The 13494-nt window shown below is 61.3% G+C and carries 13 protein-coding genes; 8 read left to right on the forward strand and 5 right to left on the reverse strand.

Annotated elements, in window-relative coordinates:
* Positions 1–6 precede the first annotated feature (6 nt).
* Both NKJ18_RS19910 and NKJ18_RS19915 read left to right on the forward strand, forming a co-directional pair.
* A complete protein-coding gene (locus tag NKJ18_RS19910; RefSeq protein ID WP_352759324.1) occupies positions 7–1071 on the forward strand; it encodes a glycoside hydrolase family 25 protein in 1065 nt (354 codons plus the stop codon).
* A gap of 152 nt (positions 1072–1223) precedes the next feature.
* The gene (locus tag NKJ18_RS19915) at positions 1224–1730 is read left to right on the forward strand and encodes a DUF2314 domain-containing protein (RefSeq protein WP_023669056.1); all 507 of its coding nucleotides are present in this window, start codon (positions 1224–1226) and stop codon (positions 1728–1730) included.
* Here NKJ18_RS19915 and NKJ18_RS19920 read toward each other — a convergent pair.
* Positions 1720–2679 (reverse strand): LysR family transcriptional regulator, encoded by a 960-nt coding sequence (locus NKJ18_RS19920; RefSeq protein WP_352759326.1) that lies wholly within the window; start codon positions 2677–2679, stop codon positions 1720–1722. The two genes, NKJ18_RS19915 and NKJ18_RS19920, sit on opposite strands and share 11 nt — an antisense overlap.
* 104 nt (positions 2680–2783) lie before the next feature.
* Here NKJ18_RS19920 and NKJ18_RS19925 point away from each other — a divergent pair, with 104 nt between their 5' ends.
* Genes NKJ18_RS19925 through NKJ18_RS19935 form a run of 3 tightly spaced genes read left to right on the forward strand, consistent with a single transcriptional unit; the run spans position 2784 to position 4475 of the window.
* On the forward strand, positions 2784–2957 hold the full coding sequence (locus NKJ18_RS19925) for a hypothetical protein (protein WP_352759328.1): 174 nt from the start codon (positions 2784–2786) through the stop codon (positions 2955–2957).
* 28 nt (positions 2958–2985) lie between these two features.
* Positions 2986–3594 (forward strand): class I SAM-dependent DNA methyltransferase, encoded by a 609-nt coding sequence (locus NKJ18_RS19930; protein WP_352759330.1) that lies wholly within the window; start codon positions 2986–2988, stop codon positions 3592–3594.
* Entirely contained in the window at positions 3591–4475 is an 885-nt protein-coding gene (locus tag NKJ18_RS19935; RefSeq protein ID WP_352759333.1) for a DMT family transporter, read from the forward strand. Before NKJ18_RS19930 ends, NKJ18_RS19935 begins: the two co-directional genes overlap by 4 nt.
* 20 nt (positions 4476–4495) lie before the next feature.
* Here NKJ18_RS19935 and NKJ18_RS19940 read toward each other — a convergent pair whose 3' ends face one another.
* The gene (locus NKJ18_RS19940) at positions 4496–5437 is read right to left on the reverse strand and encodes a phosphoribosylaminoimidazolesuccinocarboxamide synthase (RefSeq protein WP_352759362.1); all 942 of its coding nucleotides are present in this window, start codon (positions 5435–5437) and stop codon (positions 4496–4498) included.
* A 163-nt stretch (positions 5438–5600) separates the two neighbouring features.
* On the opposite strand from NKJ18_RS19940, the gene NKJ18_RS19945 reads away from it, so the two are divergent.
* From NKJ18_RS19945 to NKJ18_RS19955, 3 genes are read left to right on the forward strand one after another with little or no spacing between them, the layout of a single operon-like run.
* Complete coding sequence (locus NKJ18_RS19945; protein WP_352518826.1) at positions 5601–6572, forward strand: DUF3592 domain-containing protein; 972 nt, start codon at positions 5601–5603, stop codon at positions 6570–6572.
* A gap of 13 nt (positions 6573–6585) precedes the next feature.
* Positions 6586–7122 (forward strand): hypothetical protein, encoded by a 537-nt coding sequence (locus tag NKJ18_RS19950; protein WP_245274479.1) that lies wholly within the window; start codon positions 6586–6588, stop codon positions 7120–7122.
* 4 nt (positions 7123–7126) lie between these two features.
* Positions 7127–7732: a hypothetical protein gene (locus NKJ18_RS19955; RefSeq protein ID WP_245260295.1), complete on the forward strand. Its 606-nt coding sequence runs from the start codon at positions 7127–7129 to the stop codon at positions 7730–7732.
* A gap of 23 nt (positions 7733–7755) precedes the next feature.
* Here the strand turns inward: NKJ18_RS19955 and NKJ18_RS19960 are convergent, their stop codons facing one another.
* The 3 genes from NKJ18_RS19960 to NKJ18_RS19970 all read right to left on the reverse strand — a co-directional run bounded on the left by NKJ18_RS19960 (position 7756) and on the right by NKJ18_RS19970 (position 12848).
* Positions 7756–7962, reverse strand: a complete 207-nt coding sequence (locus NKJ18_RS19960; RefSeq protein ID WP_023736541.1) for a type II toxin-antitoxin system HicB family antitoxin — start codon at positions 7960–7962, stop codon at positions 7756–7758.
* Positions 7963–8054: 92 nt separating this feature from the next.
* A complete protein-coding gene (locus NKJ18_RS19965; RefSeq protein ID WP_023736542.1) occupies positions 8055–8783 on the reverse strand; it encodes a hypothetical protein in 729 nt (242 codons plus the stop codon).
* A 300-nt stretch (positions 8784–9083) separates the two neighbouring features.
* Positions 9084–12848, reverse strand: coding sequence for a vitamin B12-dependent ribonucleotide reductase (locus NKJ18_RS19970; RefSeq protein WP_352759336.1), 3765 nt, complete (start codon positions 12846–12848; stop codon positions 9084–9086).
* Between the last annotated feature and the right edge of the window lie 646 nt (positions 12849–13494).

The following is a 13494-nucleotide window of genomic DNA, read 5'->3' on the forward strand; positions in this document are numbered from 1 at the left end:
GTCCAGATGCGGATTTCAGGCGTCGTCAGTTTCATGTTGGCATCGCTGTGGCTTGCCGGCTGTTCGTCCACAGCGGGCGTCGATGGCTTGCAGCCGTCGAACGAGACGACCAGTTCGGTCGTGCGTCCGAGCGCGCCGGTCACAGCGGCTCCGGCGGAGACCGCCGACCTCGCGCCGATGCGGTCCGACATGGTGGCCGACAACGCTGTGGCCGACAATGCGCCGCCCTTTTCCATGGTCGAGGAAGAAGAGGCCATCGTCGCGGGCACGCCGCAGGGGAGCACCAGACCACAGCTCGAGCCCGCCGCTCTGATGTCTGCGCCGAAGCGGTTGACGCGCGCGGCGCCGGCCATGCTGGCCTCGCCGGTCACCCGCTACGGTTTCCGCGACGCCAAGCCGATCAATTTCGGCAAGGCTTCGCCACGCTACCTTGCCGTCCACGGCGTCGACGTCTCGCGCTGGCAGGGCAATGTCAACTGGGGCAAGCTGCGTGCCCAGGGCGCCAACTTCGCCTATATCAAGGCGACCGATGGCGGCGACCATCTCGACCCGATGTTCATGAAGAACTGGCGCAATGCCGACGCCGCCGGGCTGAAGCGCGGCGCCTATCATTTCTTCTACTGGTGCCGCACTGCGGGCGAGCAGGCCGACTGGTTCATCCGCAATGTGCCGAGGGTCGAAGGCGCGCTGCCACCGGTAATCGATGTCGAGTGGAACGGCGAATCTTCCTGCAAGCGGCGGCCGTCGCGGGCCACCGTGCTGGAAAAGATGAAGGTGTTCATGGACAAGCTGGAGCGCCATTACGGCCAGCGGCCCATCATCTACACCGCACCGGATTTCTATCGCGACAATCTCAAGGGTGCGTTTCTCGATTATCCGTTCTGGCTGCGCGCCGTGGCGCGGCATCCCTCAAAAGTCTATCCCGGCCGCAAATGGCTGTTCTGGCAGTACTCCGGCTCCGGCCTGTCGCACGGCGTGACCGGCCGCATCGACCTCAACGTCTTCCATGGCGACGAGCGCGCCTGGTGGGCATGGGCAGGCGGGCAGACGACCGTCGCCGACGCCGACTGAACGTCAGGCCGGTGCCGGTGCGCCTGCGCTGCCTGCCGCTGCGCCTTGGGTTGAATTTTCAGCGTCTCGCTAACGATCCGCTCACTGTGTCCTTTAGCGGTATCGCAACAGCCTTCCGGTAACGTGCCCGTGATCGGGTTTCGGAGGGGTCCATGCGCAATCCAGTTGTGGCTGTCGCTCTTGCCGCCGCTGTCGGCTACGGGTTTTTCAGCTCGCTCGGCCACATGCCGGGCGGAAGTGGCACTTCGCTGGCCGAGTCGAAGCAGAACGTCGTGTCCTATTCCACCGAGGACAAGGCGATGCAGGCCGCCAAGGACAGCGGCCGCTCGACCCTCAAGCGCTTCCACGAACTGATGGACGCCGGCACACCCGGCACCTACACGGTAAAATTCCCGCTGACCCAGAACGGCGCCACCGAGCATATCTGGCTGCAGCTGGTCGGCTACAGCGACGGCTCCTATATCGGCCTGCTCGCCGACGTCCCGGTCAATGGCAACAAGTACAAGATGGGCGACAGGATGACGGTGACCGAGGCCGACGTCGAGGACTGGATGATCAAGAACGGCAAGGTGATCTATGGCGGCTACACCACGCGCCAGGCGCTTGCGGATATGCCGAAGGAACAGGTTGCAAGATACGGGTTGACCTTCAAGGATTGAGGGTTGAGGCGGGGGCGAGTTTTATCGCGGTGCCTAGAGGGCTGTCGCGCTTTTCGCGTTCGCGTATCTCTGCCGTCTGCGCCAGCACCCAGTCGCGAAACACCTTGATTTTGGGCGCGTTGCGGCGGCTCTCCAGATGCACCAGCCAATAGCCATCGCCGTCCGATCCAAGCACGCCGAATGGCTGTATCAACTGGCCCTTTTCCAACAGGGCGCTGTAAAGGTTTCTGGTGAGGATCGCGGCGCCCTTGTCGGTCAGCGCCGCCATCGCATCATAGGCCTGCGTACCCAGCTTCGGGCCAGCGATGACGCGATCGGGCTCGAACGGCACGCCGGCAGCCTTGAACCAGATTTCCCACCAGGGATCGTCGGCACAGCATAGCGGCACTTGGTAGAGATCCTCGGGGCGGTGGATGCCGCCGACGCTTTCGGCGAGTCTCGGGCTGAGCATCGGCGTATAGTCCGCCTTGAACAGATAGTGAGCCGTCAGGCCCGGCCATTTTCCACTGCCGGTGCGAATGCCGACATCCATGTCGCCGCGCGTGAAATCGGCCAGCCCGTGCGATGTATTCACCTTCACGGCAAGATCGGGATGCATCAGCTGGAATGTTCCAAGCCATACGGCCAGCCAGTTCGATGCGAAGGTTTCCATGGTCGTCACCGACAGCACCCCGGTCGCTCCACCCTTGGTGGCGACCCATGCGTCGGCCAGGGTCGAGAACGCGCCTGTTGCGTGCGGCGCCAGCTGCTGTCCGGCCTCGGTCAGCGCGATCTGCCTTGTTTTTCTTATAAAAAGCGGCGTTCCGGCACGTTCTTCCAGCACCTTTATCTGATAGCTGGCAGCTGATTGGGTCATGCCGAGTTCTTCGGCTGCCTTGGTGAAACTGCCCAGCCGGGCCGCGGCTTCAAAGACCCTGATGGCTCCTAATGGTGGTAGTTCCCAGCTCATGACGCATCAATCCCGCTGATGCATACTACGCGACGTTCGATTGGAAACCAAGCCCGGAAAACGGCATGCTGCATTCATCGGATCAAACCCTGGAGGATACGGCAATGACCACCACCATCGCTCTCTACAACACGCTTCGCCGCCCGGTGCTCGACCTCTTCACCGCGCCGTTCAGGCCTCGCAAGCGCGGCCTGCTCGACCGCCGCTCGCTGTCGGATCATTTCCTCAGGGATATCGGTATCCTTGACGGACGCGTGCCTCCCGGCACCATTGGCTAAGCAAGCTCTTTGACCAGGGGAGGGAAAGATGACTGTGCCATCCGAGGATCTGGCGAAGAGCCGCGAAACGATCAACGCCTATGAGGACTATGCCGAACGCTACGACGCTCTGGTGCGGCACGTTCCGAACCAAAGAGAACAGAAATGGCTAATGCGCCTGGTGAAGATCGCCGGCAAAGGTGGCCGGATTCTGGAAGTCGGTTCGGGACCCGGATACGATGCGGACTTCGTCGAAGGGCTCGGTGTCCAGGTTCGGCGCACAGACGCAACGAAGCGGTTTCTCGAGTTGCAGGCCGCACGCGGCAAGCATGGTGAGGTTCTCGATCTCATCACCGACGATCTCGGCGGCCCCTACGACGCGGTGCTCGCATTGTGCGTCCTGATCCACGTGCCGCGCGAGCAGGCCGACCAGGTGCTTGCCAAGATTGCCGGGTCGCTGCGGCCGGGCGGCGCCTTCCTCGTCTCGATGCGCATTGGCGATGGCGAGAAGAGCGGCGAATATCATACGGTCTACTGGCGCAGGGACGACTTCGCGGCCCGCCTTGAAAACGCCGGGCTGGTCCTTGTCGGAGACGAATTCAACGTCGGCCGCGATCGCGAAGAGTGGACCACCTTTCTGGCTGTGAGGCCGTCATGACGCGCCGCGGACTGTTTTTGTTCGTGCTGCTCAGCCTCCTGTGGGGCATTCCCTATTTGTTGATCAAGCTGGCGGTTGCCGAGGTGTCGGTGCCCTTCCTGGTCTTTGCCCGAACAGCCGTCGGCGCCCTGGCGCTGCTGCCCTTCGTCCTTGTCCAGCGCAGTTTCGGATGGCTGAAGACACATTGGCGGGCGGTCGCCGCATTCTGTCTGGTCGAGATGATCCTGCCATGGGGGCTGATCACCCATGGCGAAGTCAGCATTGACAGTTCCACCGCCGGACTGCTGATTGCCATGACGCCGGCCGTAACCGTCGCGCTCTCAAAGCTGATGGGCTCGGATGAGCGGCTGGGGATACGCCGCTGGACTGGCCTTTTCCTCGGTTTTGCCGGTGTCTTCGTGCTGGCGCTGCCGACCTTGGGTGGCGGACTTCTCGCGGTCGTCGAGATTCTCATGGCCGCAGCCTGCTATGCCTCGGGTTCGATCATCGCGTCGCGCTGGCTGAACGATGTGCCGGCAACCTCGCTGACGGCAGTCTGTCTGGCAGGGGCCGCGCTGATCTACGCCGTGCCGGCGGCGTTGGCCTGGCCGGCGGCCATGCCGTCGACAACGGTGGTTGGCGCAATCCTCGGTCTTGGCGTGTTTTGCACGTCGATTGCCTTCGCCACCTATTTCCTGCTGGTGCGGGAGATCGGCCCCGAACGGGCGGTCGTCATCACTTATGTGGCGCCCGCCGTCTCCGTGGCAGCCGGCGTGCTCGTCCTTTCGGAGCCGCTCGATATCGGCATTGTCGCGGCCTTCGCGCTCATCCTGTGCGGATCATATCTCGGCACGTGGCGCGCTCCGCCAGAACCGTCCGTGTCCGCGACCTCGGCAAGTTGACTGGCGGCCGCCAGCCGCCGTCAGAAATAAGGGCGCAGGTTCTCGCGAATGCGGTCCAGCACCGTCTTTCCCGATCTATCAGCGGTGAAGGTCTTGCCGGTGATGGTCTCAAAGGCCTGCGTATAGACACGCGACGTCTGCTCGATGAGCTCGGCGGGGATTTTCGGAATACGGTCCTTGTAGGGATCGCAGCGCGCGGTTACCCAGGCGCGAATAAAGTCCTTGTCGAAGCTTTGCGGCCGCTCGCCTGCCTTGAAGCGCTCCTCATAGCTTGCCGCAAGCCAGTAGCGGCTGCTATCGGGCGTATGGATTTCATCGGCAAGGACGATGGCGCCATCCTTGTCCGTGCCGAACTCGTATTTGGTGTCGACCAGGATCAGGCCGCGCTTGGCGGCCAACGCCTTGCCGCGCGCAAACAGCGCCAGCGCATAGCGCGAGACGGTGTCCCATTGCTCTTCCGACAGCAGGCCGCGCGTCAGGATCTCGTCGCGCGTCAAGGGCTCGTCATGGCCGCCATCGAGCGCCTTGCTGGTCGGCGTGATGATGGCGTGCGGCAGCTTCTCATTGTCGCGCAGTCCGTCCGGCAGGCGGATGCCGTACATATCGCGTTCGCCGTTCTTGTATTTCGTCAGCACCGAAGTGCTGGTGGTGCCGGCGAGATAGTCGCGAACGACGATTTCCACCGGCAGAATGTCGAGCCTGGTGCCGACAACGACATTGGGGTCGGGATAATCGAGCACATGGTTTTGGCAGATGTCCGCCGTTTCCTCGAACCAGTAGCGCGCCGTCTGCGTCAGCAGCTCTCCCTTGAGCGGTATTGCGGTCAGGATCACATCGAAGGCGCTCAGCCGGTCGGTGGCGATGATGATGCGGCGGCCATCCGGCAGATCGTAATTCTCGCGGACCTTGCCTTTGTAGTGGTTCGGGAGTTCCGGAATGAAGGCATCCGAGAGAACGCGCAGTGCTGTCATCCTGGTCTCGTGGCTCCTAACAGTTTGGGCGACTCTTAACAAAGTTGGCGGGGCTTCGATACCCGAGGAAGGGCGGTTCGTCCTTTGCGAATAATCAAGACATTGCCTTCGCCGTGCTATCTATTTGCAGCTTCCTGCACTCCTGGGGGACGCGGTGGACGTAGAGCTCAAATTTCTGATTGTCGGATTTGCCTGCGCGATCGCGGGTGGTCTGTCGTTCATCACCTTCGTCAAATGGCGCGAGGTGCAGGCGATGAGCCACTGGCTGCCGGCGCCGGGCAAGATCATCTCGTCGCGCGTCGAGGCGCGTGAAGTCAGAAGGTCGGGCGTCGGCTCGGACAGCAGCGACACCACCGAGATGCGCAATTTTCCGGCGATCACCTTCGAATACAAGGTCGGTAAAAAGAAATTTCAAAGCTCGCGCTACAGCGTGAAGGAGAATCTGGGGAATTTCGAAGTCACCGAAACCCTGGCGCAGTTTCCCACCGGCGCTGAAGTGACCGTCTTCTACAATCCGGCCGATCCGGGCAAGGCCGTGATCGAACGCACCCTGCCGGACGGCGCCTTCAAGTTCATGGTCAAGCTCTCGGCCGGGCTGGTGATCGGCACGGTGGTGCTGGTGTTTTTGCTCGGTGGCGTGCTGGAGGCGATCCGGCCGCACCTGCCCAAGCCGCAGAACCTCGGCGCCGGAGCGCTGCTGCTGTTCATGGGCCTGATGATCCTGCGCATGGCCTTCGTCCAGAAGTCGCTTGCCGAGCAGGCGTCAAAATGGCCGGTCGCGCCCGGCCGCATTGACTCCTCGGGTCTGCAGGCGCTGCGAAACTACAGCGGCCATCGACGCTGGAGCACCGTCTTCAAATCCCGCATCGTGTACAGCTACGGCGTCGCAGGCCAGCACTACACCTCAGACCGCGTCACCTTCGGCGCCACGGTCACCGCTTCAATGCCCGGCCTCGTCAGCGGCCAGGCGCGCAGCTATGCCGAGGGCGGCAAGGTCGACGTGCATTACGACCCAGCCAACCCCGCCTCGGCAGTGCTCGAATGCAGCGTGCGCGGGCTTTGGCTGCTGTGGGTCTGTTCGGCCGCGTTTCTGGGCGGCGCGGCTTGGCTGGTCGGTTTTATCTGAGGCGCCCACTTTCATGACAAGACATCCAATGATCGTCCGCAGGCTGGCCGTCGTTTGCCTGGCTCTGCTCGGCGCCGTGCAGGCAGCGAGCGCAAAAGAATGTCTGCTCAGCCATGCCACCTACCGCGAGCCGCGTTCGGGCGCGGTGATGCAATTCCGGCCGCTGAACAATGAGCCGGCGGCACTGACGGCCGAAGTGTTTTCGGTGACCGTCCCCAACACCGACACGCGCTTGCCGGCCGACATCACCTGGACCAATGGCAAAAATTCGTTTCCGCTCGGCACCATCCGCTATGCCTGCACCGACGACGACCGCGAAGCGGGGCTGGAGGATGGCAGCGGTCGCTGCCGGATATGGATGGGCCAGGTCTATGCCTTGACCGGAGGCGGCGCCGAGCAGCTGAATTCGCGCGAAGCGACACCGGCGCCGAAAGGGCTGTTGCTGCCCGATTTCGGCGCGGCCTTCACCGAATTTGCCGATTTCGCCAATGCCAATCCGGACGGCTCGGCCTGGGACGCCTTCACTTTGACAGGATGCAGCGATGAATAACGCCATGAGACTGATTGTCTGGATCTGCACGCTGTTTGCCTCGGCTACGATATCAGCCGCAGCGCGGGCGGACGAGCTGGCGCCATCGCGCCCGCCGATCGACAAATGCGTCTGGGAGAAACTGGCCGACAAGACGGTCGGTTTGGCCGCCTGGGTGCAGCGCTGCGATTTCGGTTTTCGCCAGATCCACTTCGAATTCGTCGGCAACGCGCTCGCCATCAAATACAGCGATGGCGGCGCGCCCGATCCGCTGGTCGAGGTGTTCGACATCAAATCAGGCGAAACCGCCGAGGCCGCGGTGTTGCGCCTGTTGCTGGAAAAGACCGACAAATCAGTCAGCGCCCGCTGCGTGCTGACGCCCTACACCGAGGGCACCGTGCCCGCCGGCGTCAAACGCTACACATTCAGCCCCGATGCTGCCTATGCGAAAGAGCTGAAGGCGCTAGCCAATGACGAAGTTCCCGAACCGCCCTGCGGCGACTGGGGCGAAATGCCGGATGGTATTCAGTATTTCGAGGCGCCGGCGGGTGAGGGGCGGAGGGTGCTGTTCGTTCGGGCGGGGCAGGACGAGCCGCTGTTCGACGATCAGACGCTGCGGGTGCCGGGATAGGATGTTGTCCTGAAGGCTACCGCTTATGCCTCTACGTATTCCGCGAGACTGATTCCTTTGGGCACCTCCAGCCCATCGGCACGCAAGCCCTCGATGTGAAAGCGTATAGCGTCGCGAATTTCCGTTTCCACCTCAGGCACTGTCGCGCCCGTCGCGATGCAGCCGGGCAGGTCTGGCACATAAGCAGAGAAATTATCGGCCGCTTTTTCAATCACTACCGCATAACGCATACAATCACTCCTTCAGAGGATGCTACGGTGTTCCGGTGCCGCTCATCCTCTCCCCACAACAAGGGGAGAAGATAAGCACTACCGGGTGACCATTAACGCCGTTTCCGGCTGGCCTCTTCGTCAGCAATTAACCTCGCCCGAATTGACGGCCACCTGTCTGCGATCTCTTGACATGAGGCAGCCAGCAGCTTTCTGCGTTGGCTGAAGCTACCGGGTGCAGCGAAAATCTTCTGGGCGAACACGTCAACAACAAAACAAAATTCTGCGCGCGGCTCTCCAGCATCTTCGAAACATTCCTCCGCGTACCAGTGGAGAAGTGCCCCATGCAGCGCCGAAGTTTCTGTCGACAACGGTAGTGTTTTGCAGAGATAAGGTTTGATCAAGCCGAAGCCGACTTCCCCCTTTCCTGTTTGTGGCATCTTGACCGAGTTTGTCGGTCGAACACTAAGAGATACACCGGCAAGAACGAATTTTGGCTGGCTATCTGAAATGCCGGTTATTCTGGCAGCAGTAGGCAGCTTGTCCAAGCTCATAGTCCGGCAAAGTTCGATAGCATCGTGAGCCGTAAGAAGCCTTTGTTCATCGTGCGAGGTGGCAGGTTGGCGCGATAATAAGGCTCTGTCGAGTTGAGATAATCGGCTGTCATCACGCCCGTGAGTTTCAATGAAATGCATCATTGCTCGCTCTATCTCGTTGTAGCGAGTGTCGAGGAGGAAGTTCTTAGGTTTGATGATGTCTTCAATGATCGCGGTTCGCCGCGTGGAGCGAGCGAAACAATATTCAACCAACTTATTAGCGCTAATTCTCGGTTCGATCTTCATAACGAAAAAGCCCTTTCCGGAGCAGTTAAAGTCACACTAGCTGCCGATGCCTTCTCGACTCTCTGATCAGAATCTCCATATAACTACCTTGCTACAGGAGATGGGATTCCGATCTCGTCGCCCCGCGTGGGCTTCGGCGCATCGCGGTACCAAAGGCCGGCCTGAAAGGGGCGGCCTTTGGTGTTTTGAGGGATGTTACATAAAGACATCCTTATGTGGCGTACTCTTTTTGTTCTCGATACCATTTCGGCCCGATCTTACGACCGGGCCGGTGATGTTACGCTTTTGCGCTCAGTTTCCTCAGCTGCACCCGCTCGTCGAGCCGCAGGTATCGCACTTCTCGCAGGTGCCGTTCCGCACCATGGTGAAGTTGTGGCATTCCGAGCATTCGTTGCCGGTGTAGCCTTGCATCAAGGATTGCTGACGCCGCGTAGAGGCAAGCGCCTTTGCCTCGGCCGCTTCTTTCGCTGCTTCGTCGGTGAACAACCCGGTGGGATCGGCTGCCTCCTCGGAAACAATATCTTCGACCAATTCCTTGGCTCGCTCCTCATAGTCGCGCTTGTAGGCGATGGCTTCGTCGCTTGCTGGTTTAAGCGCCAGCACATTGGAGCCTGAGAACGCAGTTGGGGTGACCCGGGCAGGGGCCGCGGCAGGTGATCCGGCAAAACCCTTGGGTTCGCCACCTAGGCCAGACACCAACTTGACCGGCGAGGCGCCGCGGGTAAGGCCCTTCGAGAACGGCGTCGCCTTGCCTTCGTTGATGCCGCGTCCGAGCGCCGTCTTGTCGAAATCCGACTGGTCGACATGGGCGAGGTCGTGGCGGCCGAGGTAGGACACGGCGAGTTCGCGGAACACGTAGTCGAGGATCGACGTCGCATTCTTGATCGCGTCGTTGCCCTGCACCATGCCGGCCGGCTCGAATTTGGTGAAGGTGAAGGCCTCGACAAATTCCTCGAGCGGCACGCCATATTGCAAGCCAAGCGAGATGGCGATGGCGAAGTTGTTCATCATCGCTCGGAAAGCGGCGCCTTCCTTGTGCATGTCGATGAAGATCTCGCCGATGCGGCCGTCGTCGAATTCGCCCGTGCGCAGGTAGACCTTGTGGCCGCCGACGACTGCCTTCTGGGTGTAGCCCTTGCGGCGATTCGGCAGTTTTTCACGATCGCGGTAGAGGCGTTCGATGACGCGCTCGACGATCTTCTCGGTGACCTGCACGGCACGCTGTGAAGCGGGCGCCGCGATCAACTGCTCGACCGCGTCGTCCTCGTCGTCCTCGCTGTCGGCGAGCAGCGACGAATTGAGCGGCTGCGACAGCTTCGAGCCGTCGCGATAGAGCGCGTTGGCCTTCAGCGCCAGCTTCCACGACAGCATGTAGGCGCCCTTGGCGTCTTCCACCGTCGCATCGTTGGGCATGTTGATGGTCTTGGAGATGGCGCCGGAGATGAAAGGCTGTGCCGCCGCCATCATCTGGATGTGGCTGTTGATGGACAGCGAGCGCTTGCCGATCTTGCCGCACGGGCTGGCGCAGTCGAACACCGCGAGATGCTCGGCCTTGAGGAAGGGCGCGCCTTCCAGCGTCATCGCACCGCAGACATGGATGTTGGCGGCTTCGATGTCCTTCCTGGAGAAGCCGAGCGCCGGCAGCATCTCGAACGAGAAGTCGTTGAGCTGCTCGTCGGTGAAGCCGAACGTCTCCTTCACCCAGTCGGCGCCGAGCGTCCACTGGTTGAAGACGAACTTGATGTCGAAGGCCGACTTCAGTGCTGCATTGAGCGCCGCGATCTTGTCGTCGGTGAAGCCCTTCGCCTTGAGCGAGCCGGGGTTGACCGCCGGCGCCTGGTTCATGTTGCCGTGACCGACCGCATAGGCCTCGATCTCGGCGATCTGGCTTTCTGAGTAACCCAGTGTGCGCAGCGCTTCCGGCACGGCGCGGTTGATGATCTTGAAATAGCCGCCGCCGGCAAGCTTCTTGAACTTCACCAGCGCGAAGTCGGGCTCGATGCCGGTGGTATCGCAATCCATGACCAGGCCGATCGTGCCGGTCGGCGCAATCACGGTCGCCTGCGCATTGCGGTAGCCATGCTCTTCGCCGAGTTCGATGGCGCGGTCCCAGGCAGCCTTGGCGTGCGCGGCCAGTTCCTGCTGCTTCAGGTCGGACGCGACCAGCGGCACCGGATTGACGGCGAGCTTCTCGTAGCCCTGCTTTTCGCCATAGGCGGCACGGCGATGGTTGCGCATGACGCGCAGCATGTTCTGCGCATTGCGGTCGTAGTCGGCGAAGGCGCCGAGCTCGCCGGCCATCTCGGCCGAGGTGGCATAGGCGACGCCGGTCATGATGGCGGTGAGTGCTGCGCAGATGGCGCGGCCCTCGTCGGAATCATAGGGAATGCCGGACGTCATCAGCAGGCCGCCAATGTTGGCATAGCCGAGGCCGAGCGTGCGGTATTCGTAGGACTGCTTGGCGATCTCCTTCGACGGAAACTGCGCCATCATCACCGAGATTTCGAGAACGACGGTCCACAGCCGCACCGTGTGCTCGTAGGCGGCGATGTCGATCGTGCCGTCGGCATTGCGGTAGGGCAGCAGGTTGATCGAGGCCAGGTTGCAGGCCGTGTCGTCGAGGAACATGTATTCCGAGCACGGATTGGAGGCCCGGATCGCACCGGCCGAAGCGCAGGTGTGCCAGTCGTTCATCGTCGTGTTGAAATGCAGGCCCGGATCGGCCGAAGCCCAGGCGGCGTAGCCGATCTTCTCCCACAGGTCGCGCGCCTTCAGCGTCTTCAGCACCTTGCCGTCCTTGCGGGCGGTGAGGTGCCAGTCGGCATCGTCCTCGACGGCGCGCAGGAAATTGTCCTTCAGCGACACCGAATTATTGGAGTTCTGGCCGGAAACGGTGAGGTAGGCGTCGGAATCCCAGTCGGTGTCGTAGGTCTTGAACGACATCGAGGTGTAGCCCTGCTTGGCGAACTGGATGACACGGTAGATGTAGTTCTCCGGCACGGCCGACTTCTTGGCCGCCTTGATCTCGCGCTTCAGCGCGGTGTTGATCGACGGGTCGAAGCAGTCGTCATCATGGCCTTCGCAGTTGATGCAGGCCTTCATGATCGCTTCGAGATGTTTTTTCACGATCTTGGAGCCGGTGACCAGCGACGCCACCTTCTGCTCTTCATTGACCTTCCAGTCGATGAATTCCTCGATATCGGGATGGTCGGCGTCGACAATGACCATCTTGGCCGCACGACGCGTGGTGCCGCCCGACTTGATGGCGCCCGCCGCGCGGTCGCCGATCTTGAGGAAGCTCATCAGGCCGGACGAACGGCCGCCGCCCGACAGCTTTTCGCCTTCGCCGCGCAGCATCGAGAAATTGGAGCCGGTGCCCGAGCCATATTTGAACAGACGCGCTTCACGCACCCACAGGTCCATGATGCCGCCTTCGTTGACGAGATCGTCCTGCACGCCCTGGATGAAACAGGCATGCGGCTGCGGATGCTCGTAGGAGGACTTCGACTTGGTCAGCTTGCCGGTAAACGGGTCGACATAATAGTGGCCCTGGCTCGGACCATCGATGCCGTAGGCCCAGTGCAGGCCGGTGTTGAACCATTGCGGCGAGTTCGGCGCAACGCGCTGGGTGGCGAGCATATAGGCGAGTTCGTCGCGGAAGGCGCTCGCGTCTTCTTCCGACTTGAAGTAGCCGCCCTTGTAGCCCCAATAGGTCCAGGTGCCGGCCAGCCGGTCGAAGACCTGGCGGGCGTCGATTTCGGAACCGTAGCGCTCGGCTTCCGGCAGCTTGGCAAGCTCGGCCTCGTCGGCGACGGAGCGCCACAGGAAGGAGGGGACGTCGTTCTCCTCGACCTTCTTCAGGCGCGCGGGCACGCCGGCCTTGCGGAAATACTTCTGCGCCAGGATGTCGGCGGCAACCTGCGAGAACTGCGCCGGCACATCGATATTGTCCAAGCGGAACACCACCGAGCCGTCCGGATTCTTGATCTCCGAAAGCGCCTTGCGGAATTCGATCTCCGCGTAAGCTGATTGGCCTGGCTTGGTGAAACGACGCTCGATGCGCATTGGTCCGGTCCCTTTTGTCTATATATAGCGCTTTTCCCCGGGGATTTCTGCCCCCAATGCGAAACGCGCATGTCCGCCGTCTGCCGGCGTTCGAAAACACCGGCTCTCCTTGTCGCACTCTTCGTCGCCTTGCTGGTCGAGCTTCTTACGAAGCCGCTGTTCCAACTCTGCGCCGAACCCTGCGGGTCCCTCAAAACTGAATTTTTCCTCGATTCCCTCGACCGAGGGAAATTCACACTATCTAGCGTCGAACCTGCCTGCAAACACTAAATATAGTGTTAACAGACAATTTATTCCAGTCCGACAAATCTCCCTTTTCGCTCCCGAAGCCCCACGATCCAACGCTTCCGCCAGCCTCGTAAACAGGCGGAAATCATGGCCAAAACGCACAAAATCCGGGAAAATGACCGGGCTCGAAACTCTCCGGTCGCGCCCTCAACAAGAGCACATGGCACATAAAAGGCGACTCGGTTTGCGTCGTCAAGGATTCGTTTGCGTAGCTTTTGTGACCCCAACATCTTGTGTGTCACATATGTGGATAACGGGGACAAAAAGCGGCTGAGGGAAGCCCGATTCTGCCGGCGTGGACCGCTGGTGAGCGGTTCACCCGAGACAGGCCCGGCCGGATTCTGGCTCACAGCCTTTT

The sequence above is a fragment of the Mesorhizobium sp. M0217 genome, assembly GCF_040321955.1.
GTDB lineage: Bacteria > Pseudomonadota > Alphaproteobacteria > Rhizobiales > Rhizobiaceae > Mesorhizobium.